We start from the raw sequence: 26,739 nt of genomic DNA on the forward strand, positions 1-26,739 counted from the left end.
GGATGCCGCGGCGCTTGTCTTAAGGCGGCTCACGCTTCGCGCGCCGCCCCGATGAGGTATGAGAACAAAAAAGTGGCCTGGCTTGCTGCGACGGCTGGCTTGAAGCTTGAAGGATGTCTGCACGAAGGGGTCTAGATCTCGCGTGCAAGCCGTCGTTGCTGGCTAATGCCCCAACGCCTCCCGGTGGAGGCGGTCCCCACAATACCCGGTTGAAAACGGTTGAAACCTATTTTGTCAGGATCAGCTTGCCGAGCCGGGTGGCCCGCAACTGATATGTTTCGCCGTTGTGGATGATGCTCACGTGGCTGCGGCCTCGCAGGAGCGCCGCGCTGTCCAGTTTCCTCTCGTCGCTTGCCGTGGCGGGTGCCGGCTCGGCGCTCTTGCGCGGCTTGGGCGATGCAACAGCGGCGGCAGGCTTCGGCCGCGCGCCGGTCAGTGCCGCGCTGCCGTTTCGGTGCAAGCTCAGCGTGGAGGTGCGGTTCAGTTCAGTCATGAACGTAGCGTCGTTGTCTCGATTCGATGGATGAATTCTAAATGATAATCGTTACTATTTTCAACTACGAGATATTCATCAAAATCGAATGCCGATAGCCTGAATCGAAGCGGCTGCAGCGTGAATCGGCGCTTGCCGTCCCGCGCAGGGCGGGGCAAGCGCCGGGAGGTCAGTGCAGCGCGTTTGGCGCGCTGCCGTCGCCCTGCACGAACTGGCGGATGAGACGCACGGTGTCGATGTCCGACTCGCGATAGGCCGACTTCACGATCTCGGAAGTCTGCCTATCGTCCTCGGTGTCGGCCGTCGGCAGCGTCGTGCGGTACTCGAAGCGCAAAAAGAGCTGCAGCGGATCGGGCTGCTCGATCGTCATCGTGAGCGAGCCGCCCACGTACTCTGCGGTCGCCATGATGTCGTAGCGCACGCTGTCGTTGGGCGTGAGCGTGACCCGATCGCGCACCGTGGCGTGGCCATAATGCAGCTCGCGCTCCATCGTGCTCTCGGTGCGCGAGAGGATCGTGCAGCTGTCGAGCCCGATCACGAAGAGCTGCGGCTGCTCGGCGCGCAGCACGAGCCCTTCCCAGAGCTGCTCGCGCGTCATGGCCTCGACGAGCGGGTTCAGCGGATCGTTGATCTGGATGAGGTGTTCGAAATTCAAGGCGGCGCCTTCCTGTGTCTGTGTCCGCGCGCCGGCGCTTACGCGACGACGAGACCCGTGCGGATCGTGATCGTGTTCGTGAGAACCTTGTGGACCGGGCACGCGTTGGCGATCTGCAGCAAGCGCTCGCGCTGCTCTTCGGTGAGCGCGCCTTCGAGCACGATCTGGCGGTCGATCCTGGTGCCTTCGCTGCCGGTTTCCATCGCGAGCTTCACGCGTACGCCTTCGAGCGGCCACTCCTTGCGTTGCGCGTACATCTTCAGCGTGATGGAGGTGCAGGCGCCAAGGCTGGAAAGCAGGAGCGAGAAAGGCGACGGTCCGCGGTCGCCGCCGCCGAGCGAAGCGGGTTCGTCGGCGATCCAGGTATGGGTGCCGTCGTCGAACTGGACCTGGTAGTTCGTCGAGCCAATGTGTGCGGTGACTGCCGGTTCGGTCATGCGCTCCTCGCGGGCGGGACGGTTAAAGAGGGACGGGCGCGCAACCCGTGGTGCGCGCCCCGGAAACCCTTATTGTGACGGAAAGCGGGCGGGCCCGTAGCGACGCTTCGAAAACTCGTGTCGGCGCGCAACCCGGTTTCAGTGCGCGATGCGCCCCATGCGCCCGGCCTGATAGTCGAGCACGGCCTGGCGGATCTCCTGCTCCGTGTTCATCACGAACGGGCCGTAGCGCACGACCGGCTCGTTCAGCGGCACGCCGCCGATCAGCAGGACATCGAGCGTCGCGCTCGCGTCGGCCGGGGCGGCGAGCGCGACGGTGTCGCCGTCGCTCGCGAAGGTCACCATGTGCTGCGCATCGATCGCCTGCGCGTCGGGCCCGTACAGACCCGTGCCCGAGAGACCGTACGCAAACACGCGATAGTCGCCCGGCACCGGTTGCTCCACGCGCGCGCCGGGCGCAAGCGTGAAGTGCTGATAGAGGATGGGCGTACGCGTTTCGATCGCGGCCTTCGCGCCCAGCGCTTCGCCGGCGATCACCTTCACCGAGACCTTGCCGTCCTTCGAGCGGCCTACCGGAATCTGCTCCGTGGGCAGTTCCTGGTAGCGGGGCGCCATCATCTTGTCGCGCGCGGGCAGATTCACCCACAACTGCAGGCCATGCATGCGGCCGCCCGTGCGCGTGAATTCGGGGTCGGGCATTTCGCTGTGGATCACGCCCGCGCCGGCGGTCATCCATTGCACGTCGCCGGGGCGCAGCGTGCCCGAATGGCCCGCCGAGTCCTTGTGGCCGAAGCGGCCTTCGACCATATAGGTGACGGTTTCGAAGCCGCGGTGCGGATGGTCGGGCGCGCCCTTGGCCTCGCCGGGCGCGTAATCGACGGGACCCATTTCGTCGAGCAGCAGGAACGGATCGAAGTCCATCAGCTGGCGGGTCGGGAACGGCCGATGGACGATGAATCCGCCACCCTCGGTGGTGCGAATCGCGGGATACACGCGTTCGATCGTACGGGTCGTGGTCATGGATATCACCTCGAATTGTGGGAATTACGTTATATGCGAAACAAACCGCTATTATAGGGAGCCAATTTGGCCTGTTTTATGGCCGCTTCGCAATGGATTGTCCCATCGCTGGAACGACGACATGAAAATCGATTCGCATAACCTCAACGACCTGATGTACTTTTCGCAGGTGATCGAGCATGGCGGCTTTTCCGCTGCCGAACGCGTGCTCGGCATCTCGAAGTCGCGTCTGTCGCGGCGGGTGAGCGAACTCGAGGCCTCGCTCGGTGTGCGCCTGTTGCAGCGTTCCACGCGCAAGCTCGCGCTCACCGAAGCGGGCGAACTCTTCTACCAGCATTGCCGCTCGATGCTCGCCGAGGCGCAGGCCGCGGTGAACGTCGTTCAGTCGCTGCGCTCGTCGCCGCGCGGCACGGTGCGCGTGAGCGTGCCGGTCACGCTCTCGCAGACCATCTTTTCGCAGATCATTCCGGAATTCATGCACCGCTATCCCGAGGTGCGGGTGGTCATGCGCGTGACGAACCGCGTGATCGACCTGTTCGAAGATTCCGTGGATATCGCGCTGCGTGTGCGCTCGGAGCCGCCGCAGAACGCCAATATCGTGGTGCGTCCGCTGTGGCGCACCGAGCAGATGCTGGTGGGCGCGCCGAGCCTGCTCGCGCAGAACGCGCCGCCGCTCACGCCCGAAGACCTCGCGCGCTTCGAAACGCTCGATACGCCCACGGGCGACGGCCGCCACGTGTTCCAGCTCATCGCCCCCGATGGCACGCGCCACTCGCACGAACACGAGCCGCGCCTCATCACCGCGGACCTTACGACGATCCGTGAAGCGGCGCTGCAAGGCCTCGGCATCGCGGCATTGCCGGAAATGATGTATGGCGCCGCGCTGCGCTCGGGCAAGCTTTCACCGGTGATGCCGGGCTGGACGCTGCCGGTGCCGCAGCTTTACGCGGTGTTTCTCTCGCGCCAGGGCATGGTTCCGGCCGTGCGCGCCTTCGTCGATTACCTCGTCGAAGTGCTCGATGCCGACAAGAGCTTGCAGCAGGAATGTCCGCTGAGAAGCGACATCGCGGCACTTGCAGCGCGTGCAGAAGCGCAGAGCGCACCAGGCAGTCAGGTTGGGCTGTCGCGCACAAAGCGCGCGAGCAAGATCGAAACTGCGTGAAGCTTTGCGAACGTGCACGCGCGTGCGCTTGCATGAAGCCTGGGCGCACACAGTGCATTTATGCGCAACGTCCAGCGCCATTTGTTTTTAGGCATTCAAGCGTGAACGGCCATCGCTACTTTCAATGGCCCAACTCTTGAAGGCGCGAAGCGAGAGGAATATATTGGAGTCCTTCTCGCCAAGCACCGGTCTTGAGCGGGAATGGATGGCCGCTATCATAGTGGGCCTTCAGGGCCGAAAGCGCAGTCCGTGTTGCCCACGGCAGTCGCATGTGCCGGCGTGAACCGATCGATTGTCGGGGAGTCGCCGCCACCGCCCGAATGCGCCGCGTGCGCACGAAAAAAGGCCTTCATCTGACGATGAAGGCCTTTTACTTTGCGCCGCCGAATCAAGCGTACTGCGCGCAGTGACGCGATCAGTGACGCGCGGGGTCGGTGACGAAGCCGAGCTTCGTAAGGCCGCCGCTCTGCGCGGCGGACATCACCTGGGCAACGCGTTCGTACTGCACCTTGCGGTCCGCGTTCAGATGCAGTTCCGGTTGCGGCGTAGTTTGCGCTGCTGCTGCGATCTTCTGGTTCAGCGCCGCGTCGTCGACCTTCGTGCCATCCCACAGCACGGTGCCGTCCGCTTCGATCGAGATGTTGATCTGCGCGGGCTTCGTGTCTTCCTTCTGGCTGCTCGCATGCGGCAGGTCGATCTTCACGGCGTGACGGATGACGGGAATCGTCACCATGAAAACGATCAGGAGAACCAACATGACGTCGACGAGCGGCGTCATGTTGATTTCGTTCATCAGGCCATCGTCGTCGTCGCCGGCAAAGGGGCTCATCGCCATGATGCTTGCCTCCGCTCTTTAGTGGCTGCGCGCAGCGACACGCAGGTTGCTCGTATTGCCTTCCTTCGCGCCGCCGCGCGTGGTCGAGGTGAGGCGCGCGCCCGTCACGAAGAAGGCATGCAGGCCGTGCGCGAAGCGGTTGAGCTTCGTGACGATCGCCTTGTTGGCGCGGGTGAGCGCGTTGTAGCCGAGCACGGCGGGAATCGCAACGAAGAGGCCGAATGCAGTCATGATGAGCGCTTCGCCAACGGGACCGGCCACGGCGTCGATCGAGGTTTGACCCGTCGCACCAATCGTCAGCAGTGCGTGATAGATGCCCCACACCGTGCCGAACAGGCCGACGAACGGCGCCGTGCTGCCGATCGAGGCGAGAATGGCGAGGCCGCTTTGCATCTTCGCGACGGATTCGTCCATCGTGTCCTTCAGGCAGCGCGTGACCCAGTCCGACACGTCCATGCGGTCGTGCAGATGCGGCTGCGTCTGGTGATGGTGATCGGCCGCTTCCTGGCCCGAAAGCGCGAGCGCGAGGAACGGGTTGTCTTCGCGCGAGCCGCTGCCGAGCTTCTTCACGCCGTCGGCGAGGTCGTCCGAGTGCCAGAACTGCTGCTCGGCGTTCTTCGTGAGGCGTTTGAGGCGCGCGACATTCCAGCCCTTCACGACGATCACGCACCACGACAGCACCGACATGATCAACAACGCGAGCGCGATGCCGCGTGTCACGAGATCCCCTTGCGCCCAGACGTGGGCGATACCGTAGTTCTGCATTCCTGATCCTCTTTATTCAATTCATGAAAGCGTGTGGCTTCAGCCGGTCAATCGTTCAGGCTGAATTCGAATGGTTGCGTATAGGCCGCGCGGACGGCCTCGCCGTTTTCCAGGTACGGCTTGCACGAGCTCTGGCGCATCGCGTCGAGCGCGGCATCGTCGAGGCGCGTGGAGCCGCTCGACTTCTTCAGCTCGATGTTTTCGATCTTGCCCGTGAGGCCCACGACGAAATGCACGAATGCCGTGCCGGTTTCGCCGCGCCGGCGCGAAAGCGTCGGGTAGTCGGGCTGTACGATGCGGCAGTCGAGGTGCGATACGTTTTTCGGCGCCGAGAGCGCCATGGCCGGCTTGGCGTCGGTGGCCGCCGCGGCTTGCGGTGCGGGCGCGGGCGATGTGGGGGCCGGCGATGTGGGGGCGGCGGGTGCGCTGGGTGCGGCTGACTCGATCGCTCGCTGCGAGGGCGCTTCGGCCACGGGCAGCGGCGCCGGCCTGGACTTGGGCTGAACTTTCGGCTTCTCGCGCGTCACGTGCGGGACCGGCAACGGCTGCGGCGGCGTGGGGGTGGACTGGATCGCCGCAGGGGCCGCGGCCGGCTCGGGCTTGAGCAGTTCGGCCATCATCGTCTGCGACTGGAGCGCGACGGGCGTCACGGGTTCGCGCTTCATCAGCACGACGGCGACGAGCGCGGCATGCAGCGCGACCACGATCGCGCCCGCGGTGACGACACGTCGATTGACGCGAATGGAGGAAGACGGCCGCGTGCCAGCGGTGGTTTGGAATGCCTGCATGTTTTAGCGTGGCTGCCATGCGGACGGCGGCGTGCAGGCGAACCGGCGCGTCGTGTCGGGCAGCTTTATTGGCGAAAGATCAACAGCGAGATGCACAACGTCGTTACGAATCCGAGCAGCAATTCCATCACGACCTCCTTTGAGGGTCACGAACGGTAGCTGGCTGGTCGGGAGACGGGCTCGCTGTCGGCGGCGATTGGTTGTCTGCGGCGCGTGGCGCGCGAGGCGCCCTTGGCTAAACGGGCGGACGGGGCAGGCGCGCATCGGTGGCCCGCTGCGCGCCATGGCTTCAGGCGGCCTTGCGCTCGTAAAACGTGAGCGCAACCGCATGGGGAGCCGCGGCGGGGAGCGCCGGTTGCGTCACCCCGCAGCGGCTCGCGCAGACGCCGCTTTGCAACATCACGTCACGAACCGATGCTTCGCACTTGCCGCAGCAGGTCGCGACGCCGAGTTCGAACTGCAGTTCGTCGAAAGAATCCATGCCTTCCTCGATGGAGGCGCGGATCGTCCGGTCGGAGACGGATTTGCAAACGCAGACAATCATGGTGGACCGCAATAGAGAGAGTTAATGCGAATTATTATCATTATGTTTGCCTGGTTTGGCAAGCGCGTAGGCGGATTTTTTGTAACAAGGGTGAGGGAAGTGAGCCCGCTTTGCTGAAACGGGGTTGAAACGCGAATGCCCGGCGAAGGGCGTAATCGCAAACCGGCAATCACCCCCGGCGTGGCGCCGGCACGTCAGGCGGCGTTCGCTTCCCGTTCCCGCGTGCGGCGCGAGGGGATGACCACGCGCTCGACACGAGCGTCGAGCCCGAGCAGCGCGCCCGCCAGTTCGCGCAAGTGCGCGCCGTCGCTCGTCGAGCAGAAGCGAATGTCGTCGCCGCCCGCGCCGGCAGGCTCGCCGCCCGCGCGCAGGCCGTGCTGCTCGAGCACGCGTTCGAGCTGCCGTGCGATGGCGACGCTCGTGTCGACGAGCGTCATGCGTTCGCCGACGATCGAGCGGATCGCCGCATCGAGAAACGGGTAGTGCGTGCAGCCGAGCACGAGCGTGTCCGCGCCCGCGTCGAGCATGGGCTCCACGTACGCGCGCAGCAGCGCCAGCAATTCGGCCGAGCCGATGTCGCAGCGCTCCACGGCCTCCACGAGGCCATGGCCCGGCTGGCACAGCACGCGCAGGTCGGCGGCGTGGCGATCCACGAGCGCCTGAAAGCGCGCGCTGCGCAGCGTGACCTGGGTGGCGAGGACACCCGCCACGCGCGATTTCGAAACCAGCGCCGCCGGTTTGATCCCCGGCTCGACCCCGACGAGCGGGATGGCGAGCCGCTCGCGCACGAGCGCGATCGACTGCGCCGTGGCCGTGTTGCAGGCCACTACCAGCGCCTTCGCGCCCTGCGCCACGAGCCATTCGCAGATCGCAAGCGTGCGGTCGGCGATGAAGTCGTCGTCGCGCTGGCCGTAGGGGGCATAGCGCGAGTCGGCGGCATACACGAGCCGCTCGGCGGGCAGCAGCGCGCGCACGGCGCGCAGCACCGAAAGGCCGCCGAGGCCGGAGTCGAAGATGCCGATGGGCGCAGCGCTGGAAGAGGCCGGAAGATTCACGGGGATGGGCGCAAAAGGGTTGGGGCGCAACCGCAAGGCGGACGGATGCGCGCGATCAGGATTCTACCGAACCCATGGCCGACTGCTGGTAATTCTGGATACCGACCTTGCCGATGAGGTCGATCTGCGTTTCGAGCCAGTCGATGTGCTCTTCGGTGTCTTCGAGAATCGTCACGAAAATCTCTCGCGAAACGAAGTCGCGTACCGATTCGCAATAAACAATGGCTTCCTTGCAGGTGGACTGGGAAATCTGTTCGAGCTTCAAATCGCACTCGAGAATTTCGCTGGTTTCCTCGCCGATCAGCAGCTTATGCAGGTCCTGGAGGTTCGGCAGACCGTCGAGCATGAAAATACGCTCGATGAGCATGTCGGCATGCTTCATTTCGCCGATCGATTCGTCATATTCGTGCTTGCCCAGTTTCTCGAGACCCCAGTGCTTGTACATGCGGGCATGCAGGAAATACTGATTGATGGCCGTGAGCTCGTTCTTGAGCTGCGCGTTCAGATATTCGATGACCTTCTTGTCGCCTTGCATAGTCTTTCCTTTCTTTGTGGGGCCGTGACTGGTTTCCAACAATAAACGCTCGATACACAAAAGCCAAGGCCGAATCCACGTTGAATTGCCGTAAATACCGGCGATTGACTCCGTGCCGGGAAGTCATCTCAGTCCGTGTCGCGCGATGCAAAAAAAAGCCGGGGCGCGCGGCCCCGGCTTTTAAACAGGCACAGGCCGGCATCAAACCGTGGCGACCGGAATCTTGCCGATCTTCGCCTGCCATTCGGCGGGGCCGGTCTTGTGGACCGAGGTGCCCGACGAATCGACGGCAACCGTCACCGGCATGTCCTGCACGTCGAACTCGTAGATGGCTTCCATGCCGAGGTCTTCGAACGCGAGGACCTTCGAGCCGCGGATCGCTTTCGACACGAGGTAGGCCGCGCCGCCCACCGCCATCAGGTAAGCCGCCTTGTGCTTCTTGATCGCCTCGATGGCGACCGGGCCGCGCTCGGCCTTGCCGACCATCGAGATGAGGCCCGTTTGCGAGAGCATCAGCTCCGTGAACTTGTCCATGCGCGTGGCCGTGGTGGGACCTGCCGGGCCGACCACTTCGTCGCGCACCGGATCGACCGGGCCGACGTAGTAGATCACGCGGTTCTTGAAGTCCACCGGCAGTTTCTCGCCGCGGGCGAGCATGTCGGCGATGCGCTTGTGCGCGGCGTCGCGGCCCGTGAGCATCTTGCCCGAGAGCAGGAGCGTCTGGCCCGGCTTCCACGAAGCGACTTCTTCCGGCGTGAGCGTGTTCAGATCGACGCGCTTGCTCGTTTCGGTGTTCGGTTCCCAGTTGACCTTCGGCCATGCGTCGAGCGAGGGCGCTTCGAGCCTTGCCGGGCCCGAGCCGTCGAGCACGAAGTGGGCGTGGCGCGTGGCGGCGCAGTTCGGGATCATCGCGACGGGCTTCGAAGCCGCATGCGTGGGCGCTGCCATGATCTTCACGTCGAGCACGGTGGCGAGACCGCCCAGACCCTGTGCGCCGATGCCGAGCGCGTTGACCTTCTCGTGCAGTTCCACACGCAGTTCTTCGACCCAGTCCTTCGGACCGCGCTTGATGATCTCCTGGATGTCGATCGACTCCATGAGCGATTCCTTCGCCATCAGCATCGCCTTTTCCGCGGTGCCGCCGATGCCGATGCCGAGCATGCCCGGCGGGCACCAGCCCGCGCCCATCGTCGGCACGGTCTTGAGCACCCAGTCGACGATCGAGTCGGACGGGTTGAGCATCACGAACTTCGACTTGTTTTCCGAGCCGCCGCCCTTGGCCGCAACCTGCACGTCGACCTTGTCGCCCGGCACGATCTCGTAGTGGATCACGGCCGGCGTGTTGTCCTTCGTGTTCTTGCGGCCGCCTTCGGGCGGGCTCACGATCGACGCGCGCAGCACGTTGTCCGGGTTCAGGTAACCGCGGCGCACGCCTTCGTTGATCATGTCGGTCACGCCCATCGTGGCGCCGTCCCAACGCACGTCCATGCCGACCTTCACGAAGATCGTGACGATGCCGGTGTCCTGGCAGATCGGGCGCTTGCCGTCGGCGCACATGCGGCTGTTCGTGAGGATCTGCGCGATCGCGTCTTTCGCGGCCGGGCTTTCTTCGAGTTCGTAGGCGCGGCCGAGCGCCTCGATGTAGTCCTGCGGATGGTAGTAGCTGATGTATTGCAGCGAATCCGCAATGCTCTGGATGAGGTCTTCCTGTTTGATGACGGTCATGGCTAGCTTCTGTGGGGACGGGTGTTTTGAAGAATGTGTGCCGTGTGCGCGGTTCAGTCGGACCCGGCGTGCTCGGGAACCGCGTGACGCGCAGCGGCGTGCCCGCCCGGCGACGGATGGCGGGCGGCGAGTTCCTGATAGTGTTCGGGGTGCGTATGCGTGGTGATGCGGTCGATCCACGCCATCACGAGCGCGGAGACGAGGAACGCCACGTGGATGATCACCTGCCACATCACCGTATGCGCCGAAGCGGCATCGGGATTGATGAAGGTCTTGAGCAGGTGGATCGACGAAATGCTGATCAGCGCCATGGCGAGCTTCACCTTGAGCACGCCGGCGTTCACGTGGTCGAGCCATTCGGGCTCGTCGGGATGGCCTTCGAGATTCAGGCGCGAGACGAAGGTCTCGTAGCCGCCCACGATCACCATGATGAGCAGGTTCGAGATCATCACCACGTCGATCAGGCCGAGCACGGCCAGCATGATGCTGGTTTCGTCGAGCGTGGTGGCGTGGCTCACGAGGTGCCAGACTTCCTTGAGGAACAGCACGCAGTACACGGCTTGCGCGACGATCAGGCCCAGATAGAGCGGCACCTGCAGCCAGCGGCTCATGAAGATGATGCTGGGCAGCGGACGCATGCGGCGACGGGCTTTACCCGGTGCGGCGGAGGAAGGCGGCTGGGGGCGTGCGGCGGACATGGGCAATCACGGTAGCGAATTCGGGCGGGGCTGCCTAACCAGGGCTGCCCAGGCGGAGCGGCCAGGACGGCGCCGTCTGGTTAGGGCCAGAAGGCGCGCGCGAGGGGCCGGGCGCGCGCTATTGTACAGCGTCGCAGGAAGGGCTCGCCGTGATTCCGGCAGCGCTGCCGCGCCCCGATGTTTTCAGTCTGTTTACAGGATGCTCACGAGGCCAGCGGCGGCACGCGCTTGATCTTGAGGCTCGCGAGCCCGATGCCGGCCACCACGCAGGCGAGCGCAATGCCGTGCGCGGGCGTGGGGCGCTCGCCGAGAAACGCAATGCCGTACACGGCGGCCGCCACCGGCAACACGGCCGTAAACACGCCGGCGATGCTGCCCGGCACGTGGCGAATGCCCATCATCCAGAGACAGAACGAGAACACGCTCGCCGAAAGCCCGTACCAGAGCGCGAGCCCCCAGATGCCTGCGGGCACGCTCGCGAAATCGAACGACAGTGCGCCGGACAGCCCCACGGGCAGCATCAGCAGCAGGCCGAACAGGTGTGTGTATGCGCAGATATCGAGCGGCGCGAGCGTTTGCGTGAGACGGCGCGAAAGGATCACATAGAGCGCTTCGCAGCACACCGCGCCGAGCACCATCAGGTTGCCGGCCAACGAGCCTGCGCCGGTCTCGCTATTGCCGCCCACGTGGCCGAGATTAATGACGGCGATGCCCGCAATGGCGAGCGCGATGCAAGCGAGCGTGCGCGCGTCGGGGCGCTCGCGCAGGAAGATCCATGAGAAGAGGGCGACTACGGCGGGAATCGTGCTCGTGATGACGCCGGCCGCGACCGCGCTCGTGCGATGCACGCCGCCGAGCATCAGCAGCGTAAACCCGAATGTCCCAAACAGCGCCTGGAGGAACAGATTGATCCATTGGCCGCGCTTGACCTGTTGCATTCTGGAGCGGCGCAGGAGCGGCCCGAGCACGGCGAGGGCGATCACGAAGCGCAACAGTGCGAAGAGCGGAACGGGAATGAAGGCGACGATCGACTTGCCGATGCCGACGTTGCTGCCCACGAGCAGCATCGAGGCAATGAGGAACAGGGAATAGCGATTCAAGCTGGAATCCGGGTGCGCAGTTCAGTTAGCATTCTAAATGTCTGCTTACTTGCGTGCCATGGCGCGCCGCTTGCATGGTCTGCACATGCGCGCGTAAGTGGCCGGTAAGTTGCTACGCTTAATCTTGCTGGCATGGGCAGTTTGCGAAGATCGCGCACGATCGTGCCTGTTTCGCGTGCCCATGCATGCCGGGATGCCACAATGGCGGCTCCCGGCGCAAGCCAATAGCGCTGCGCCCGCAAGCGGGCGGCGGCGCACGGAGACGGCGCGCACGGGCATTGAAGATGCTCATGCGTGTCCACGTATTTGACGTTTCATCTTCACCAAGGGGTTGTCGATGTCTGCGATTGAATCGGTTCTTCAGGAACGCCGCGTCTTTGCACCTTCCGGGCAAACGGTGGCTGGCGCCACGGTGTCCGGCATGGACGCATACAAGGCGCTGTGCGCCGAAGCCGAACGCGATTACGAAGGCTTCTGGGCGCGCCTCGCGCGCGAAACCCTGAGCTGGCAAAAGCCTTTCACGAAGGTGCTCGACGAATCGAAGGCGCCGTTCTACACGTGGTTCGAGGATGGCGAACTCAACGCGTCGTACAACAGCCTCGACCGCCACGTCGAAGCGGGCAATGGCGAGCGCGTCGCAATTGTCTTCGAAGCCGACGACGGCACCGTCACGAACGTCACCTACAAGGACCTGCTCGCGCGCGTTTCGCGCTTCGCCAACGCGCTGAAGAAACGCGGCGTGAAGAAGGGCGACCGCGTGGTCATCTACATGCCGATGTCGGTTGAAGGCGTGGTCGCCATGCAGGCTTGCGCGCGTATCGGCGCGACGCATTCGGTCGTGTTCGGCGGCTTCTCGTCGAAGTCGCTCAACGAACGCATGGTCGACGTGGGCGCGGTCGCGCTCATCACCGCCGACGAACAGATGCGCGGCGGCAAGGCGCTGCCGCTGAAGAACATCGCCGACGAAGCGCTCGCCATGGGCGGCTGCGAAGCGGTGCACAGCGTGATCGTCTACCAGCGCACGGGCGGCAAGGTCGCATGGCACGAAGGCCGCGACCAGTGGATGCACGAACTCTCGGCGGCCGAGAGCGACACGTGCGCGCCGGTGCCCGTGGGCGCGGAACACCCGCTCTTCATCCTCTACACGTCGGGCTCGACGGGCAAACCGAAGGGCGTGCAGCACAGCACGGGCGGCTACCTGCTGTGGGCCGCGCAAACCATGAAGTGGACCTTCGATCACAAGCCCTCGGACGTGTTCTGGTGCACGGCCGACATTGGCTGGATCACGGGTCACAGCTATATCGCCTATGGCCCCCTCACGATCGGCGCGACCCAGGTCGTGTTCGAAGGCGTGCCCACGTACCCGAATGCCGGCCGCTTCTGGGACATGATCGCCAAACACAAGGTTACGGTGTTCTACACCGCGCCCACGGCGATCCGCTCGCTCATCAAGGCATCCGACGCCGACGCGAAGGTGCACCCAAAGAGCTATGACCTTTCTTCGCTGCGCATTCTCGGCACCGTCGGCGAGCCGATCAATCCCGAAGCATGGATGTGGTACTACGAAAACGTGGGCGGCAAGCGCTGCCCGATCGTCGACACGTGGTGGCAGACCGAAACGGGCGGCCACATGATCACGCCGCTGCCGGGCGCGACGCCCCTGGTGCCGGGCTCGTGCACGCTGCCGCTGCCGGGCATCATGGCCGCGATCGTCGACGAAACGGGCCAGGACGTGCCGAACGGGCAGGGGGGCATTCTCGTCGTGAAGCGTCCGTGGCCGGCGATGATCCGCAACGTGTGGGGCAACCCGGAGCGCTACAAGGCGGGCTACTTCCCCGAGGAACTGGGCGGCAAGCTGTATCTGGCCGGCGATGGCAGCGTGCGCGACAAGGACACGGGCTACTTCACGATCATGGGCCGTATCGATGACGTGCTGAACGTCTCGGGCCACCGCCTCGGCACGATGGAGATCGAGTCGGCGCTGGTGGCGAACCCGCTCGTGGCCGAAGCCGCCGTGGTGGGCCGCCCCGACGACACCACCGGCGAAGCCGTGGTGGCTTTCGTGGTGCTCAAGGCCACGCGTCCGCAGGGCGACGAGGCGGTGAAGCTCGCCAACGATCTGCGCGCCTGGGTGGGCAAGGAGATCGGGCCGATCGCCAAGCCCAAGGACATCCGCTTCGGCGAGAACCTGCCGAAGACGCGCTCGGGCAAGATCATGCGCCGTCTGCTGCGCTCGCTCGCCAAGGGCGAGGCGATCACGCAGGACGTTTCCACGCTGGAAAACCCGGCGATTCTGGATCAGCTCGGCGAATCGCTCTAAACGCCGGGGGTCGCGCGGCGCCTTGCCTGGCGCCGCGCATGGCATCGATCCCCGCATTGCCCCGGATTGCCGGTCATACGCGTTTTTGCTACACAGGCGCATGGCCGCGCCACACACGACTCCGCAGAGCAATCTCAATCCATTGCCTGAGCCACCTCCGGTGAGCGAGGCGATGGCGCGCGCGCATCGGCGCTACTGGCGCTTCAATCTCGCGCTGATCGCCGTGCTCATGACAATTGGCTTCCTCGTCTCGTTCGTCGCGCCGCTTTTTGCGCGGCAGCTCGCCGACCTGCGTTTCGCGGGCTTCAGCCTGCCGTTCTACCTCGGCGCGCAGGGCGCGATCCTGCTCTACGTGCTGCTCGTCGCGATCTATATCGTGCTGATGCAGCGCGCCGACCGCGTGCTGCAAGCCGCGCGCGAAGCCGATGTCGCCATTCGCGAAGCCAGCAAGGCGCAGCAACGATGAGGCTTGCGCACCGGCTCATTCGCTCCTACGCGTTGTACACGCTCGGTTTTCTCGCCTTCGTCTACGTGATGTGGCGCATCGAGCTTTCCACCGGCCCCGGCATGTGGATCGGCTATGTGTTCCTGTTCGTGCCGATCGCGGTGTACGCGGTGATCGGGCTGCTTTCGCGCACCTCGGACCTCGTCGAATACTATGTGGCGGGCCGGCGCGTGCCCTCGTTCTTCAACGGCATGGCGACGGCCGCCGACTGGCTTTCCGCCGCGTCGTTCATCGGCCTCGCGGGCTCGCTCTACGCGAGCGGCTACGACGGCCTCGCTTACCTCATGGGCTGGACGGGCGGTTATTGCCTCGTCGCCTTCCTGCTCGCGCCGTATGTGCGCAAGCTCGCGCGCTACACGATTCCCGACTTCCTCGGCACGCGCTTCTCGAGCAACCTCGTGCGCGCACTCGCCGTGCTCGCGACCATCCTCTGCTCGTTCGTTTATCTCGTCGCGCAGATCCAGGGCGTGGGGCTGATCGCCACGCGTTTCATCGGCGTGGATTTCGCCATCGGCATCTTTTGCGGGCTGGCGGGCATCCTCGTGTGTTCGTTTCTTGGCGGCATGCGCGCCGTCACGTGGACGCAGGTCGCGCAATACATCATTCTCATCGCGGCCATCCTGATTCCGGTCTCGCTGATCGCGAACCGCGACGGCCTCGGCTGGCTGCCGCAAGTCGATTACGGCAACGTGATGCAGCGCGTGGAAGCGCTCGAGCACGACGTGCGCGGCGCGAGTGCCGAAGCCACCGTGCGCGACGCATACCGCAAGCGCGCCGCACAATGGCAGACGCGCCTCGACACGCTGCCGCAGTCGTACGTCGCGGAGAAAACGCACCTCGTCGAATCGCTCGCGGACCTGCGCCGCCACAATGGCCCGCTGCGCGATATCGATTCACTCGAGCGTGAATTGAACGCCTTCCCGCGCGACGTGGACGCCGCGCGCATGGTGTGGACGCGCCAGCGCGACGACCTGCTCGAGCGCGCCGCGCCGCCCGTGCCGATGAACGAACCGTTTCCCGCCGCCGACGCCGCCGAGCGGCGCATTCATCAACGCAACTTCCTTTCGCTGCTCCTGTGCCTTTCGCTTGGCACGGCGAGCCTGCCGCACATCCTCACGCGCTACAACACGACGACCTCGGTGGCCTCGGCGCGGCGCTCGGTGGGCTGGACGCTCTTTTTCGTGGCGCTCTTTTATCTGACCGTGCCGGTGCTCGCGGTGCTGATCAAGTACGAGATCCTCATGCATCTGGTGGGGCAGCGCTTCGACGACCTGCCGCATTGGGTCATGCAGTGGCGGCGCGTCGAGCCCTACCTCATCAGCATTGCGGATATGAACAACGACGGCGTGGTGCGCTGGAGCGACATCCAGATGCAGCCCGACATGGTCGTGCTCGCCGCGCCGGAAATCGCGGGGTTGCCGTATGTGATGTCGGGGCTGGTCGCTTCGGGCGCGCTCGCGGCCGCACTGTCGACCGCGGACGGCTTGCTGCTCACCATCTCCAACGTGCTCTCGCACGACGTGTATTACCACATGGTCGATCCGGGCGCGTCGAGCCAGCGGCGCGTGACGATGTCGAAGATCCTGCTGCTCGGCGTGGCGTTGTTCGCCTCGTACGTGGCGTCGCTGAACGCGGGCAACATCCTCTTTCTGGTGGGCGCGGCGTTTTCGCTTGCGGCGTCGAGTCTCTTTCCCGTGCTCGTGCTCGGTGTGTTCTGGAAGCGCACGACGCGCCTGGGCGCCGTGGCCGGCATGATTGCGGGGCTGACTGTGTGCGTCTATTACATTGTCTCGACGTACCCGTTCTTTACGCAGCTCACGGGCTTTGCGGGCCCGCGATGGTTCGGCATCGAGCCCATCAGCTCGGGCGTGTTCGGTGTGCCCGCAGGCTTTCTCGTGGCGATTGGCGTGAGTCTGCTCGATCGCAAGCCAGACGCGTATACCGTCGCGCTGGTGGACTATATCCGCCACCCGTGAGGGTCGCGACCTGGTTGCCGGCGTGCGGTCGAGCACTTAAAAAACGGGCGGGCGAGGCGATACTGAAGTCCTCTCGTTCCCGCGCCGGTCCTCGAAGCAGTACGCGGGAATTCGGCGTCGGGCTGCGGCCCGACGTCCTTTTCTGCCGATCAAGTCATCCGCTTTTTTGACCGATAACTAGCGCGAGCGTGCTATGCAGCGTGTCCGGCGCATCCGATAGATCGCCTTTGCAGCTACGGTACAATTTCGCGCGCCGCCGGCTTGGGACTCGCGGCGAATCGAGCCAGAAACAGGGCGTTTTCTCGGGGAAGTCATTGAAGCGCATTGCACTCAGCCTGATCATTTTCGGCGCCTTTGCGGCGCCTGCAGCGTTTGCCAAATGCTGGGGCAACGATGCCTTCCAGAACTGCGTCGACGAATCGGGCAATTCGTACACGGTGCAGCGCTTCGGCAACACGTCTACGGTCAATGGGTATCAGCAGAAGCTGCCGGGCGAGGCCTGGGAGCAAACCGGCGCATCCATTGGCGACACGACGTTCATCACGGGGCAGGCTGCCGACGGGTCGACGTGGACCGAGACGATCACGAACTACGGCAATGGCACGCGAACGATCTCGGGGATGGACGGGAAGGGGCTTGTGTACAACAAGTATTGCACCGCGAGCGGGTGTAATTGAGGGTGTCCTGACGCGCTTGGGCTGAGTAGGTGCGCATTCGTCGCGTTCGCGATCGCGCGGCGGCGCGAGCTAAAGGCACACGATCGTTGTCTTCGTCGTGACACTCGAAATTGATCCAGTCTTGCGAGAACTCACAGGTCATGCGGCCCACGCAAAATTCTGCTCACGTTTCAACTTTCCATCAGCGCAGTTTCATCACGTCATTGCCTGGCGATGTCTCCGTGACAGGTGCGCCGAGCCTTGCGGCAGAATGGTGAATCCATAAGTCTGGACCACTTCGGTTTGCTTCGCCTCCTGCCCCTGCTGCTCATGATCGTGACAAAGCGTGGTCCCCGCGGTCAATGCGGAGAATCGTCGGGACTGCGGACAAGCCAAGCTGACTCCATTCGCGCTAAATGAGCAGACCTCTTGGGGAGTTTTTTGTAGCGGTTACCTTGCGCCAATGGGACGATAGGCTTCCTTGGTAATGGATTGATAAGCACTCTTGTGGATGGAGACATCGTTGCTGCAAATAATATTTGAAATCTTGTTTTGTTTTTTGTATATGACGATGCCGGCAAAAAAATTAGACTCCTTGTCCGATTTGATTGTTCGGTCGTATAGGTAATAGAGGTACTCCTGGCTTGAAAATCTAATATGAGTCTCTCCGCCTCCTGCATACGGAGTATTCGGAAAATAGAAAATCGGCGCGTTTTTGTTGGCACTATTCGAAATCTCGAAATTAGCTTTCCCGCTAACTCCATTTCGATAAATCAGTTTATCTGTATTCGGGGATTGACATAGCGATGAAATTGATCTGGATAGTTTGCAATTGAAAACTATCAATTCTCCGGGTTTACACATCCCCTCTGCATGAGCCACTATTGCTGTAGTAAAATTAACAATCAATGCGGCAATGAATTTAAATTTTCTCATAAATTACTTCTTCGTTAGGCCTAAGATAGGGGAGACCATGTTGAGGCGTTATAAATGATTCATGCATCCTGTTTGCGCGCCATTCACAACCAGATTTACATATTTGACAGTTCAGTATTTGCGACGGCGCTCGGACTGGTGCGTGCCAAAAAGCAGCGACTGATTTGAAGGAATATTTTATAATTGCGAGTGGAAAATATGGATTATCAATAAAATTATGCCGAACATCTTGCAAATTCAGATTATGCTCATATTAAAATAACTGGCAACCGTCTTTTCTCGTTAATAACACTACGTTCATCACGGGACACGCCGACGATGGGGTGACTTGGATCGAGGCGATCACGAACTACGGCAATGGCACGCGAGCGATCTCGGGGCATGGATGGAAAAGGATTCGTGTACAACAAGTATTGCATTTCGAGTGGGTGCGCTCTGATGCGCTTAAACTAACGAAATGCGCATTCGCAGCATTTGGGATCGCCGTAGGGATTACCTATATTCAATAGATCTGCGCATACGCGCGAGGCTCGTACCTCCGAGCCAAGGGAGATGACTCTATTGTGAGGGGAACGTTCGAAATTTTAATTAAAATTAATGGATCGAAGTTTTTTTCGTATGGAGGCGGCATCTTTGAATGGATAAATAACTGGTTCTCCATCTTTTGTGAAGCCATCGAAGCCGGCCGGAAAATGCTTCATTAAATCATCGTCCCTGATGAACTTTGGCGATCCAAATTTTGTCGAATATATGTAGGCAAATACTCTATAATAATCACCTGAATAATCGGATATCTCGGAATTTACTCGCCACTTCACAAGTGTTACAATGTTGCGTCGCTCCCAATAGAAAACAGTTATCAGATCAGGGCTTGATCCGTTTATTTCATATTTATCAATTGACAATTCTTCGCCATCGCGACATTTCCATGAGCTCAAAATAGAGAATGGTGGGGTACTCAAAAAATCACCTTGAACGGGGTGAAATTTCTTGGAAAAAGATATCGAGCATCCACCTCGAATTGCGTCAGCAGGCAGACTGGCCGGCGATTTTTCCATCGAGTAGCACGGGACCGCTGCCCATGCCAAGCTCAATAGCAGTGTAAACATTCTGGTCGTTTTGATCACCATCCGTTCCCCGTTGTAAGAGTTGAATCCCAATCTTGCTTGCAGGGCTGACTGCCTTTATTTAAGACAGCGAATGCCCTTTTGGCAGCAGCTTTCCGTCGAGCAAAGTCCTTGAGCGCTGGGTTTATCATGTGCGTCACGCCGCGAACATCGTTGGCGTCAGCCTGAGTATTAATCGAACGCGAACTCCAGAACCATGCGGACGAGTCGCTTGCGACGGCAGGGTCATTCTGGATCATATTCGGATCACCAATCACATCATTGCCACTTGCCCGATTGTATTCCCGGTATGTTGCGAGCCATGTGATATGCAAAAGTCCCCGTCCTCGATAATCTCTCCCGGGATAATTGTCATCTCCAAACAATATCTCTCCGAGCTCACTATCGTTATGTGTTAAATGAGTTTTCGCATAATTTTCTATTTGAGCAATAGTCCAAGTCGGATGCATTCTATGCAATCCGTTCGTCAAAGCTGTGCGATAAGTTGCCCAGAGATGGTCGCCATCACTATAATTTAAATTCTCACGAAAAGCTGTAAGCCCTGCGCATTCGACCTCGCATTGACCGAAAAAGTGCGCCGCACGATTGCACGAATTAATTTTATTTTTTTTTAAAAGAGGCGGTGAGCGCTTCGGAGAAATAATCTGCATTTCTGTCGCTGACATTCGGAAAAATCTCTTTAAGGAGAATTGGTGTTATTGATAAATCGACGCCACAATTAACACATTTCAGCGAGCCGCTTGCATTGAAATTCCCCACTAATCCAACCGGATTGATGTGGTAGACATTAGGCCCAGGAAAGCCCGCCACCCGGGCTCGTACCTCGTCCCACCATGCGAGCTTCGCGATGCGTTTCTTCTCTTCCTCATGTTCGGGCTTCGGCCCGGTGCGCCGCTCGATTGCACCGACCAGTTCCTGCCACTTCGCGGGGTTCGCCCATTCGCTTTCGTGCTTGGCAATGAGGCGCGACGCCCGGAATGCGGCCCACGGAAATCCCGCGCCCTCGGGGGGCTGCCCCAAACCGCAGAGTTCGTCCGCCGCGTGAGCGCCGTCACCACCCAGATAGAGGACGCGGTAGATGGCAGCCATGAGTGGACTCAGCTTGCCAGGTGAACCCGCGCCGGGAATATCGCTGCCGAGCGCATAGTCCACATAGTCAGCCGCCGTCGCGAAAATGGTGTGCGCCGGATCGTGGTCTTCGTCGTGGCATTCGAAATCGATCCAGTCTTGCGAGAACTCGCGGGTCACACGGCCACCCGCAAAGCTCTGCTCACGCACCCATCCAGTGATGGCATTGCGTTGCCTGTCCGCGCTGTCCACCTTCCACCAGCGACGCTTCGCGCCGTCACTGCCAGGCGTTGTCTCCGTGAACAGGTGCGCCGCGTCTTGCGACAGGGCGGCGAACTGATAGGTCTGGATGACATCGGTCTGCTTCGCGTCCTGCCCCTGCCGGCCATGATCGTGATAAAGCGTGGTCCCACGGCCGATACGGAGAATCGTCGGGTCTGCGGACAGACCAAGCTGACTCCATTGGGTCGCATTCGCGCAGTTGGCGCCAACCCAGTCGCGCCCGGCCTTGATGAACGGTTTGATGCTCCCGTCGCAGAACACCTCGATATGCGCCATGCGCGTTCCCGCCGTGCACCGGTCCAGCGAGTCATAGCGCCCAGGGTGACCCATCAGGTCGCCCGCCTTGACGGGAATGCCGCCGCCTGTGCCCTGCGGATCACCCGGACTGCACGTCTGGTTCATTGTGACGACGACCCGGTCGAAGATTGAATCCGGAATGGTTTCTTTCGCGACCGGTCCACCATTCCGCGCGCCCAGGAAAATCCAGCCGGTAATGGCCGCAGAAGGCGCAACATAGCCGCCCGCGACAGGTGCGTACAGTGTTGCTCCATTCAGGTCTGTGAGTTGCCCCCACGTCGCGCCATGCACCGTTTCCGTCTTCCCAATGCTGACGCTCGCACCTTGCGGCAGGATGCCAAGGACGGAACTGTTTGGCGTCTTGCGCACGTGCAGGCCGACCTGTCCATCGGCAACCTGACCAGCCACGAAAGTGGGTTTGTCCCGCGCGTAGTTCGTGATCGTCCACTGCCGCGACCAGTACGCCGGTTTCTGCCGCTTCGGGAAATTACTGTCGTAATCTGCGTTGGACATCAGGTGCATGTACAGGCTGTAGAAGGTCAGCTTCGTCCCGCGCGGAAACTCCATCTCGTGGCGCACCAGGGCGAAGCCCGTACTGTAGGGAGCCTGAAACGGCGTGTTACCGCCATCCACTGCCAGTTCACTGATCGGGTAGTCCCGGTTCGCACGCCAGGCGACCAGCACGCCGTCCGCAATGCAGCGCAATCCGGCGTCAAGGTCCAACGCTTGCCCCGCGCCGGCCTCCGTGATGTGAATGCCGCCGTGCCACATGCCCTTGCGGCTGACGAGATATGAGCCGGACGGCTCGCTACCAGCTAGCAACCGGTGAACATCGTGCTCGTCAACAAACTGCGCAGAAGTTGCGGATTGCCCGTGGCCTTTGCGAAGAAACGGAAAGGCGAACGGCAGCAGTTTCAGCTTCGCCTGAGCAGGTTGGGTGGGATTCGGTGAATGAGTCGGCGCGGGTGTAGTCATCGGTGGCTCAGTCCGGGTTAGGCCAGTGAATCGATCATTCTCCGGACAGTACCTCTGGGCCACAATTTTGTTGCGTCCACAATTAACGATGGTTGATGGAAATCATGGCGAATCAAGTGGGCAGGCCGTGTGTGGCGATGACCCTGGTGCTGGCTAGAGCAGCCTTCGCCATGCCCGATCCTCGCCGACCGCACGGCGGTGCTCGCCGCGCCAGCTGGTAATTTCTATGACTGCGGCACCGCGCTTTAGTCGACGCGATGGTGGGCTTCTGTTGTGTCATGGAGCCAGTATGCGCAACACGCGATGCGCAGCCGTGACGCGAAGATGAGAAAAATGTCAGAAAGGCGCGGCCTGTCACGAACCTCGCCTAACGCGCTGGACCAGGAGATTGCTAACGCTAACCAGCGTGCGGACGTTGCCAAGGGTAAGAAGGAGCTAGCCGGGTAAGTATCGCGGTCTCTTGGAGTCTATCAATAACGGCCACATGGCGCACTTCGCTACAGGCGGAGCGGTTGGCAATGTAGCCCCGGCCAGCAGTGTTAGTAGCGGCTCAGGCGGTGACTTGCATTTCCACCTTGACGGTAGCGGACGCGGAGGATTGACGGCGGAGGACGCTAAGGCGCTAATGCCTGTGTTCCAAGCGGCCATTGATAAGCGCTTGGCCCAACGTATGCGGGGGCAGGGTGGTTACGCCTATCAGATCAAATACGGCGCAATTTAATTTAGGATAACGAATGAAAAGAAGGCCAAGTAAGCTGTTCGAGTTGGGCGAGGCTATGCGTAAGGCCAGCATGGCCGCGTACGACATTAACCGGTCCATCCAAAAGCTCGCTAAGGATAACCCTGAGGAGGCCGGCCAGATTGAGCAAGAGGCTATCGCGGGGTTGCTTAAGCGTGTAGAGGGCTTTGCTAGTGCGCCAGTCCAACGATAACAACATGTGTCCTTCCTGTGGGGAGCGATTCCGCTCCTCGCGGGGCTTCGATGCACACCGCACGGGAAGCTTTGGGGAGCGTAGGGCGGACGGGACGTATGAGCCAGCTAACAGGCGGTGCAAGACCCCTGAGGAGATGGCGCGGGCCGGTATGGTGCGGAACGGGCGGGGCCTATGGGTTACCAAAGCGTTCAATTTGCCTCTCGGTTTGTACCAAGGAGCCGACGGCGTACCTGAGGCAATGGGTAGGTAGCTTCGCGCCCTCGTAGAGGCTCTCTGTCTCACGCGCGCGCCCACAACGACGGGAGTATGATCATTAGGCCGCGCTTCAACGGAGGGCTGTCATGAGTATTGTGTCGACAAAGGCCGATCCCGAGCTATACCGCGCTAGTTGGGGCCTCGTTTGGGCCTCGTTTCTAGTCCCCGTGTTCTTTCTCCTATTTGACGTTTGTCGAGGTCACGCGGAGTGGTTTATGCGTTCCGGCGCGCTAACCGCATTCTTGGCCGCCGTTGCTCAATTCAAGCAACTTGGGCTTCTACAAACTAAGCACGTCATGAACGCACAGCGGGCGCAAGAGGGAGATCACATTCAGAATATCAGCCACGAATATAAGTCCCTAGAATGGACAGCTTTTGTTGCGGGTCTGTACGGGACTCTGATTCTGGCTTATGGGGACATACTTGCGAGGTATTTAACTGGCTGACACACGTATCGCGCTCATAGTGAGCCTCATAGCTGGTCCGGTCTGAGAACGTGCTACGGCAGTTAGGGCAATAGAGAAACGGGCCGGGATACCACCCAAGCACCCGCACGGGTTAGCCTTAGTAAACAAGAGCTAATCCGGCCTGATATCTGGCTTAGTCGCTCGCATCTCTGCAATGGACCGAATTAGCGTTAAACCTACGAATTCCTAAGGACTAGCCGTAACTGGCCGGAATAAAGAGCTAAGGCGCGTTTCCAGCTAAATTTTTGGACTTAGCAATAAAACACGATGAACCTGTCGGCGCTGCGTGCTTTGACCTTTGCAGTTTCGCGCACCCCCCCATATCCCTATGTGGTCCGCCTGTCAATCCTATGAATCCACACGCTATGAAATCAGGACAACTAATCTATGGAACACAAGTACGAATGTCTTAAGCATAAGTGGCCTGAGCCGGGGCATGCCGGTATCGAGTGGCGCTGTCCTAGCTGCGCTGTTGCTAACGTAATCAAGCGCAACGGCAAGCGGCTAACGACCAAGCAGAAGCAGCGCTTAGGGGCAACTAGCGCACCGCGTATCGATGACCTCAGCGGCCACGCTTGGGGAAAGATACGGAACCGAATCAAGCAACGAGATCAATACACATGTCGAGCGTGCAAGCGGGCTGATCTACGTGGAGTAGTAGACCACATCAAACCATTGGAGCAAGGCGGTACGAACGATGATACCAACCTACAGTATCTATGTGAGCCGTGCCATGTCGATAAGACCAACAGAGACAGAGGCTTCAAGGTTAAGCGTGCATTCGGTCCTGACGGTATGCCGATAGACGGTAGTTGGTAGTAGCCAAGTTAGCCAGTATGAATTCAACCAAATGGAAGATTCGTTGCGATAGCCCTATGCTTAGCTCACAGGTATTCAATAGTCGTAGAGAGGCTAGAGCCACTGCTGATTGGTTCTATGAAGTCAGACCATTTACCAAGGTCCACGATAGACCATATCGGCTAGTTAAGTATCGCTCTGCTGGAAATGAGATACCGTCTCCGACGAATGGTATCTATCAATATAGCAAAATCTCTGAAATCCCCGCCAGATAAGGATTTCAGGGTGTCAGTTTTGATGTTTAACCTCACTTTTCGACCATAGGAGGTGCGTTGAAGTTTGACGTTATAGAGTTCATAAAGGAAGCCAATCTGCCGAGCATGGTTGTATCAGACCCCGACTACACGATGTGGCCGCATCTGTTCATCAAGAGGAAATTTACAGATGCTGAGCTTGCGGAGCATTGGCGTACCTATCGACCGAAACCGGTCTATGATTATGGTAGCCGTGGTCCTGCATATGTTGAGGACAACGATGTAAGTCGTACCATTAATCGTTACTCTCCGGTCGGTGGAGAGCTTACTGTTAAGCCCCGCCATGAGATAACCGTAACCGGTTGGCCGCTGAGCAATAATTCACGATCTGTAACCGTGGTCAAACCGGACCAATGGATTGATGTTCAAACCGGAGAGATCGTTATTCGGTCGGACCTGAGAGCAGCTAAAACCTACGCGCCAACGCCGGTTAGCAATAGCGATAGGCTGCTCAAGATTTTAACGCTGCTAGCTAGCTGCGGTGACCCGGATGCGGACAAGGGTAAGCATGATAGGGCGTTTATACGTTTCATCCTCCGGTCCAGAAGCGGTAGAGGCGGGTTCCTCCAACCGCTTAACGCTATCCTCGATAGATGGATTGCTTACGCGCATCCCGATATGCGAACGGGCAACAGGGCCAGGAAACGAGAGCAGCTTAAGAGCATGCTGTGCAAGCTTGGCGTCCTACACGATGAGCAAACGCTAACCAAGCCGTATCAGGTCCTGGCGCAATCCTCGCGTAGGGAGAACTTGGGCGATGCAAGCAAGGCGGCTATTGTGCTTAAGCCTAGGGCTAAGCCGGGTCGCGGCGTGTTGAATTCGACACTGTACAAAAATACATGAACAACTTTCCGCTTGAGTGTCCGTCGTTAGACCGGGTAGGCTTGTCTCATCACCATCCGGAGACATGCCATGCAACGCAGCGCCAACCAAGGCAGCAGAAAGAAACGCTACAAAGACCTCCAAGACCATGTGCAGGCAAAGATCAGGCGCGTAGTTCAAACTTGCTGGATCGCAGACAGGAAAGAAGCGAATGGCCTGCGGGTCAATTCGCGCCGCATAGGGCCAAGGGTAAAGCCGTGCCCGCCGCAGTATGCGGCCGTGATTGATTCGGCGATGCGTGACCTTGGCTGGCTTGATTAGCCCGCGGAATGTAAGCGGCCAGCGACGATGTCGGTGGCTCTGTGTGCATAACGCGTGCGTAGTAGGAGAGGTAACGGAAATATTCTCTTGTGCTTCAATTTTGCTCGCTAAGTACCCCGGCCTTGCGGAGGCGGCGTAGCGTGTCTTCAAGGCTGCGTTCTAGGCGCTTATGGCTTTCGTGCAAAACTATCGCGTACTGGACGAGTTGGTGATGGTTAGCCTGCATGACCTGTTTGTTAGCATCTGTAGGAGCTTGGGACGTAATAAACACTGATTGCTGGTATTTTTCTACGAAAATATTATTCAGCTTAAAGGAATCCACCGTGGCTTTGGCATAAGTGTAGGTCTGGATAATCGATTTTCTCAGATCGTTATCTTTCAGGTGGCCAATAAGCGCGGCGTTCCCGTGATAGACAGAAAAGTAATCGAAGGAAACCGGCCAATAGAGCAGAAGGGGCGCCCCCGCTTGATGAACGGCTATCTGTCCACCGGCGGAGGATTTATATACTTCCGATAAGGTTTCTAATTCGTCGTGTAACGCTTGAAGAATTGCCTTGCGGTGAATATCTTCTCGGCGCTTCTGTTCGGTAGTGCTTGCGTGAAGTTGTCTTTGAACGCCTATCAGCGTGCATAGGCCGCCAATAATTGCGCCGACAAGCCCCGTGACTGCGGAGATCCAATCAATCTGCATCTGATATTTTCCTTGTGATATTAAGCCTTGTTCCAGACTCACTCCAAATGCTCCAGGAATTCCTTCCAATTTCCCTCAAACTCGTCAAGTGACTTGGCCGCGACCATGGCTTCGATTGCGATTCGAGCTTTCTTTAGCTCGTCGTACGGTTGGTAGGAGTGTTGCATACGGCTGGTCTGGTC

25 protein-coding genes are annotated in these 26,739 nt (G+C 60.4%); 8 read left to right on the forward strand and 17 right to left on the reverse strand.

Going from position 1 to position 26,739, the window contains the following annotated elements:
* Positions 1–226: 226 nt before the first annotated feature.
* The 4 genes from hemP to BHE01S_RS05395 all read right to left on the reverse strand — a co-directional run bounded on the left by hemP (position 227) and on the right by BHE01S_RS05395 (position 2,605).
* Positions 227–493, reverse strand: coding sequence for a hemin uptake protein HemP (gene hemP / locus BHE01S_RS05380; RefSeq protein ID WP_042261407.1), 267 nt, complete (start codon positions 491–493; stop codon positions 227–229).
* 169 nt (positions 494–662) lie between these two features.
* The gene (locus BHE01S_RS05385; protein WP_042261409.1) at positions 663–1,148 is read right to left on the reverse strand and encodes an SRPBCC family protein; all 486 of its coding nucleotides are present in this window, start codon (positions 1,146–1,148) and stop codon (positions 663–665) included.
* A gap of 38 nt (positions 1,149–1,186) precedes the next feature.
* Positions 1,187–1,585, reverse strand: a complete 399-nt coding sequence (locus BHE01S_RS05390; protein ID WP_042261411.1) for an OsmC family protein — start codon at positions 1,583–1,585, stop codon at positions 1,187–1,189.
* Positions 1,586–1,723: 138 nt separating this feature from the next.
* Positions 1,724–2,605 carry a pirin family protein gene (locus BHE01S_RS05395; RefSeq protein WP_042261413.1) on the reverse strand — a complete coding sequence of 294 codons (882 nt, stop codon included), beginning with the start codon at positions 2,603–2,605 and terminating at the stop codon, positions 1,724–1,726.
* A gap of 121 nt (positions 2,606–2,726) precedes the next feature.
* Between BHE01S_RS05395 and BHE01S_RS05400 the strand changes: the two genes are divergently transcribed.
* On the forward strand, positions 2,727–3,767 hold the full coding sequence (locus BHE01S_RS05400) for a LysR family transcriptional regulator (protein ID WP_062859874.1): 1,041 nt from the start codon (positions 2,727–2,729) through the stop codon (positions 3,765–3,767).
* Between the two features lie 415 nt (positions 3,768–4,182).
* On the opposite strand, the gene BHE01S_RS05405 is transcribed toward BHE01S_RS05400, so the two are convergent.
* From BHE01S_RS05405 to BHE01S_RS05445, 9 genes are all read right to left on the reverse strand, one after another.
* A complete protein-coding gene (locus BHE01S_RS05405; protein ID WP_042261415.1) occupies positions 4,183–4,602 on the reverse strand; it encodes an ExbD/TolR family protein in 420 nt (139 codons plus the stop codon).
* 18 nt (positions 4,603–4,620) lie between these two features.
* Entirely contained in the window at positions 4,621–5,367 is a 747-nt protein-coding gene (locus BHE01S_RS05410) for a MotA/TolQ/ExbB proton channel family protein (protein WP_042261417.1), read from the reverse strand.
* Positions 5,368–5,414: 47 nt separating this feature from the next.
* Positions 5,415–6,155, reverse strand: a complete 741-nt coding sequence (locus BHE01S_RS05415) for an energy transducer TonB (protein ID WP_042261418.1) — start codon at positions 6,153–6,155, stop codon at positions 5,415–5,417.
* 289 nt (positions 6,156–6,444) lie between these two features.
* The gene (locus BHE01S_RS05420) at positions 6,445–6,699 is read right to left on the reverse strand and encodes a (2Fe-2S)-binding protein (protein WP_042261420.1); all 255 of its coding nucleotides are present in this window, start codon (positions 6,697–6,699) and stop codon (positions 6,445–6,447) included.
* Positions 6,700–6,893: 194 nt separating this feature from the next.
* On the reverse strand, positions 6,894–7,754 hold the full coding sequence (murI, locus tag BHE01S_RS05425) for a glutamate racemase (protein WP_245639644.1): 861 nt from the start codon (positions 7,752–7,754) through the stop codon (positions 6,894–6,896).
* A 55-nt stretch (positions 7,755–7,809) separates the two neighbouring features.
* Positions 7,810–8,289: a bacterioferritin gene (gene bfr / locus BHE01S_RS05430; protein WP_042261424.1), complete on the reverse strand. Its 480-nt coding sequence runs from the start codon at positions 8,287–8,289 to the stop codon at positions 7,810–7,812.
* Positions 8,290–8,490: 201 nt separating this feature from the next.
* Complete coding sequence (locus tag BHE01S_RS05435) at positions 8,491–10,014, reverse strand: fumarate hydratase (RefSeq protein ID WP_042261426.1); 1,524 nt, start codon at positions 10,012–10,014, stop codon at positions 8,491–8,493.
* A 53-nt stretch (positions 10,015–10,067) separates the two neighbouring features.
* Positions 10,068–10,712 (reverse strand): TIGR00645 family protein, encoded by a 645-nt coding sequence (locus tag BHE01S_RS05440; RefSeq protein ID WP_042261428.1) that lies wholly within the window; start codon positions 10,710–10,712, stop codon positions 10,068–10,070.
* Between the two features lie 203 nt (positions 10,713–10,915).
* A complete protein-coding gene (locus tag BHE01S_RS05445) occupies positions 10,916–11,812 on the reverse strand; it encodes a DMT family transporter (RefSeq protein WP_042261430.1) in 897 nt (298 codons plus the stop codon).
* 337 nt (positions 11,813–12,149) lie between these two features.
* Between BHE01S_RS05445 and acs the strand changes: the two genes are divergently transcribed.
* The 4 genes from acs to BHE01S_RS05465 all read left to right on the forward strand — a co-directional run bounded on the left by acs (position 12,150) and on the right by BHE01S_RS05465 (position 17,290).
* On the forward strand, positions 12,150–14,132 hold the full coding sequence (gene acs / locus BHE01S_RS05450) for an acetate--CoA ligase (RefSeq protein ID WP_042261432.1): 1,983 nt from the start codon (positions 12,150–12,152) through the stop codon (positions 14,130–14,132).
* A 160-nt stretch (positions 14,133–14,292) separates the two neighbouring features.
* Positions 14,293–14,598: a DUF4212 domain-containing protein gene (locus BHE01S_RS05455; RefSeq protein ID WP_407669470.1), complete on the forward strand. Its 306-nt coding sequence runs from the start codon at positions 14,293–14,295 to the stop codon at positions 14,596–14,598.
* Positions 14,595–16,613 carry a sodium:solute symporter family protein gene (locus BHE01S_RS05460; protein WP_042261436.1) on the forward strand — a complete coding sequence of 673 codons (2,019 nt, stop codon included), beginning with the start codon at positions 14,595–14,597 and terminating at the stop codon, positions 16,611–16,613. Before BHE01S_RS05455 ends, BHE01S_RS05460 begins: the two co-directional genes overlap by 4 nt.
* A 314-nt stretch (positions 16,614–16,927) precedes the next feature.
* Positions 16,928–17,290, forward strand: a complete 363-nt coding sequence (locus BHE01S_RS05465; RefSeq protein ID WP_052405710.1) for a hypothetical protein — start codon at positions 16,928–16,930, stop codon at positions 17,288–17,290.
* A 1,499-nt stretch (positions 17,291–18,789) separates the two neighbouring features.
* On the opposite strand, the gene BHE01S_RS37610 is transcribed toward BHE01S_RS05465, so the two are convergent.
* The 3 genes from BHE01S_RS37610 to BHE01S_RS05470 form a co-directional block, all read right to left on the reverse strand.
* A complete protein-coding gene (locus BHE01S_RS37610; protein ID WP_157025142.1) occupies positions 18,790–19,263 on the reverse strand; it encodes a hypothetical protein in 474 nt (157 codons plus the stop codon).
* 65 nt (positions 19,264–19,328) lie between these two features.
* A complete protein-coding gene (locus BHE01S_RS36500) occupies positions 19,329–19,997 on the reverse strand; it encodes a glycoside hydrolase family 19 protein (protein ID WP_084068574.1) in 669 nt (222 codons plus the stop codon).
* On the reverse strand, positions 19,933–21,954 hold the full coding sequence (locus BHE01S_RS05470; protein ID WP_245639645.1) for a glycoside hydrolase family 19 protein: 2,022 nt from the start codon (positions 21,952–21,954) through the stop codon (positions 19,933–19,935). The genes BHE01S_RS36500 and BHE01S_RS05470 overlap by 65 nt, the downstream gene beginning before the upstream one ends.
* Positions 21,955–23,998: 2,044 nt before the next feature.
* On the opposite strand from BHE01S_RS05470, the gene BHE01S_RS39750 reads away from it, so the two are divergent.
* From BHE01S_RS39750 to BHE01S_RS37620, 3 genes are all read left to right on the forward strand, one after another.
* Complete coding sequence (locus BHE01S_RS39750; RefSeq protein WP_084068576.1) at positions 23,999–24,430, forward strand: HNH endonuclease; 432 nt, start codon at positions 23,999–24,001, stop codon at positions 24,428–24,430.
* Positions 24,431–24,741: 311 nt separating this feature from the next.
* On the forward strand, positions 24,742–25,566 hold the full coding sequence (locus BHE01S_RS37615) for a hypothetical protein (protein ID WP_157025144.1): 825 nt from the start codon (positions 24,742–24,744) through the stop codon (positions 25,564–25,566).
* 69 nt (positions 25,567–25,635) lie between these two features.
* Complete coding sequence (locus BHE01S_RS37620) at positions 25,636–25,866, forward strand: FHA domain-containing protein (protein ID WP_157025146.1); 231 nt, start codon at positions 25,636–25,638, stop codon at positions 25,864–25,866.
* Between the two features lie 94 nt (positions 25,867–25,960).
* Here the strand turns inward: BHE01S_RS37620 and BHE01S_RS35935 are convergent, their stop codons facing one another.
* On the reverse strand, positions 25,961–26,599 hold the full coding sequence (locus BHE01S_RS35935; protein WP_157025148.1) for a hypothetical protein: 639 nt from the start codon (positions 26,597–26,599) through the stop codon (positions 25,961–25,963).
* Positions 26,600–26,739: the final 140 nt, after the last annotated feature.

The organism is Paraburkholderia heleia NBRC 101817, assembly GCF_000739775.1.
In the GTDB taxonomy this organism is placed as follows: Bacteria; Pseudomonadota; Gammaproteobacteria; order Burkholderiales; family Burkholderiaceae; genus Paraburkholderia; species Paraburkholderia heleia.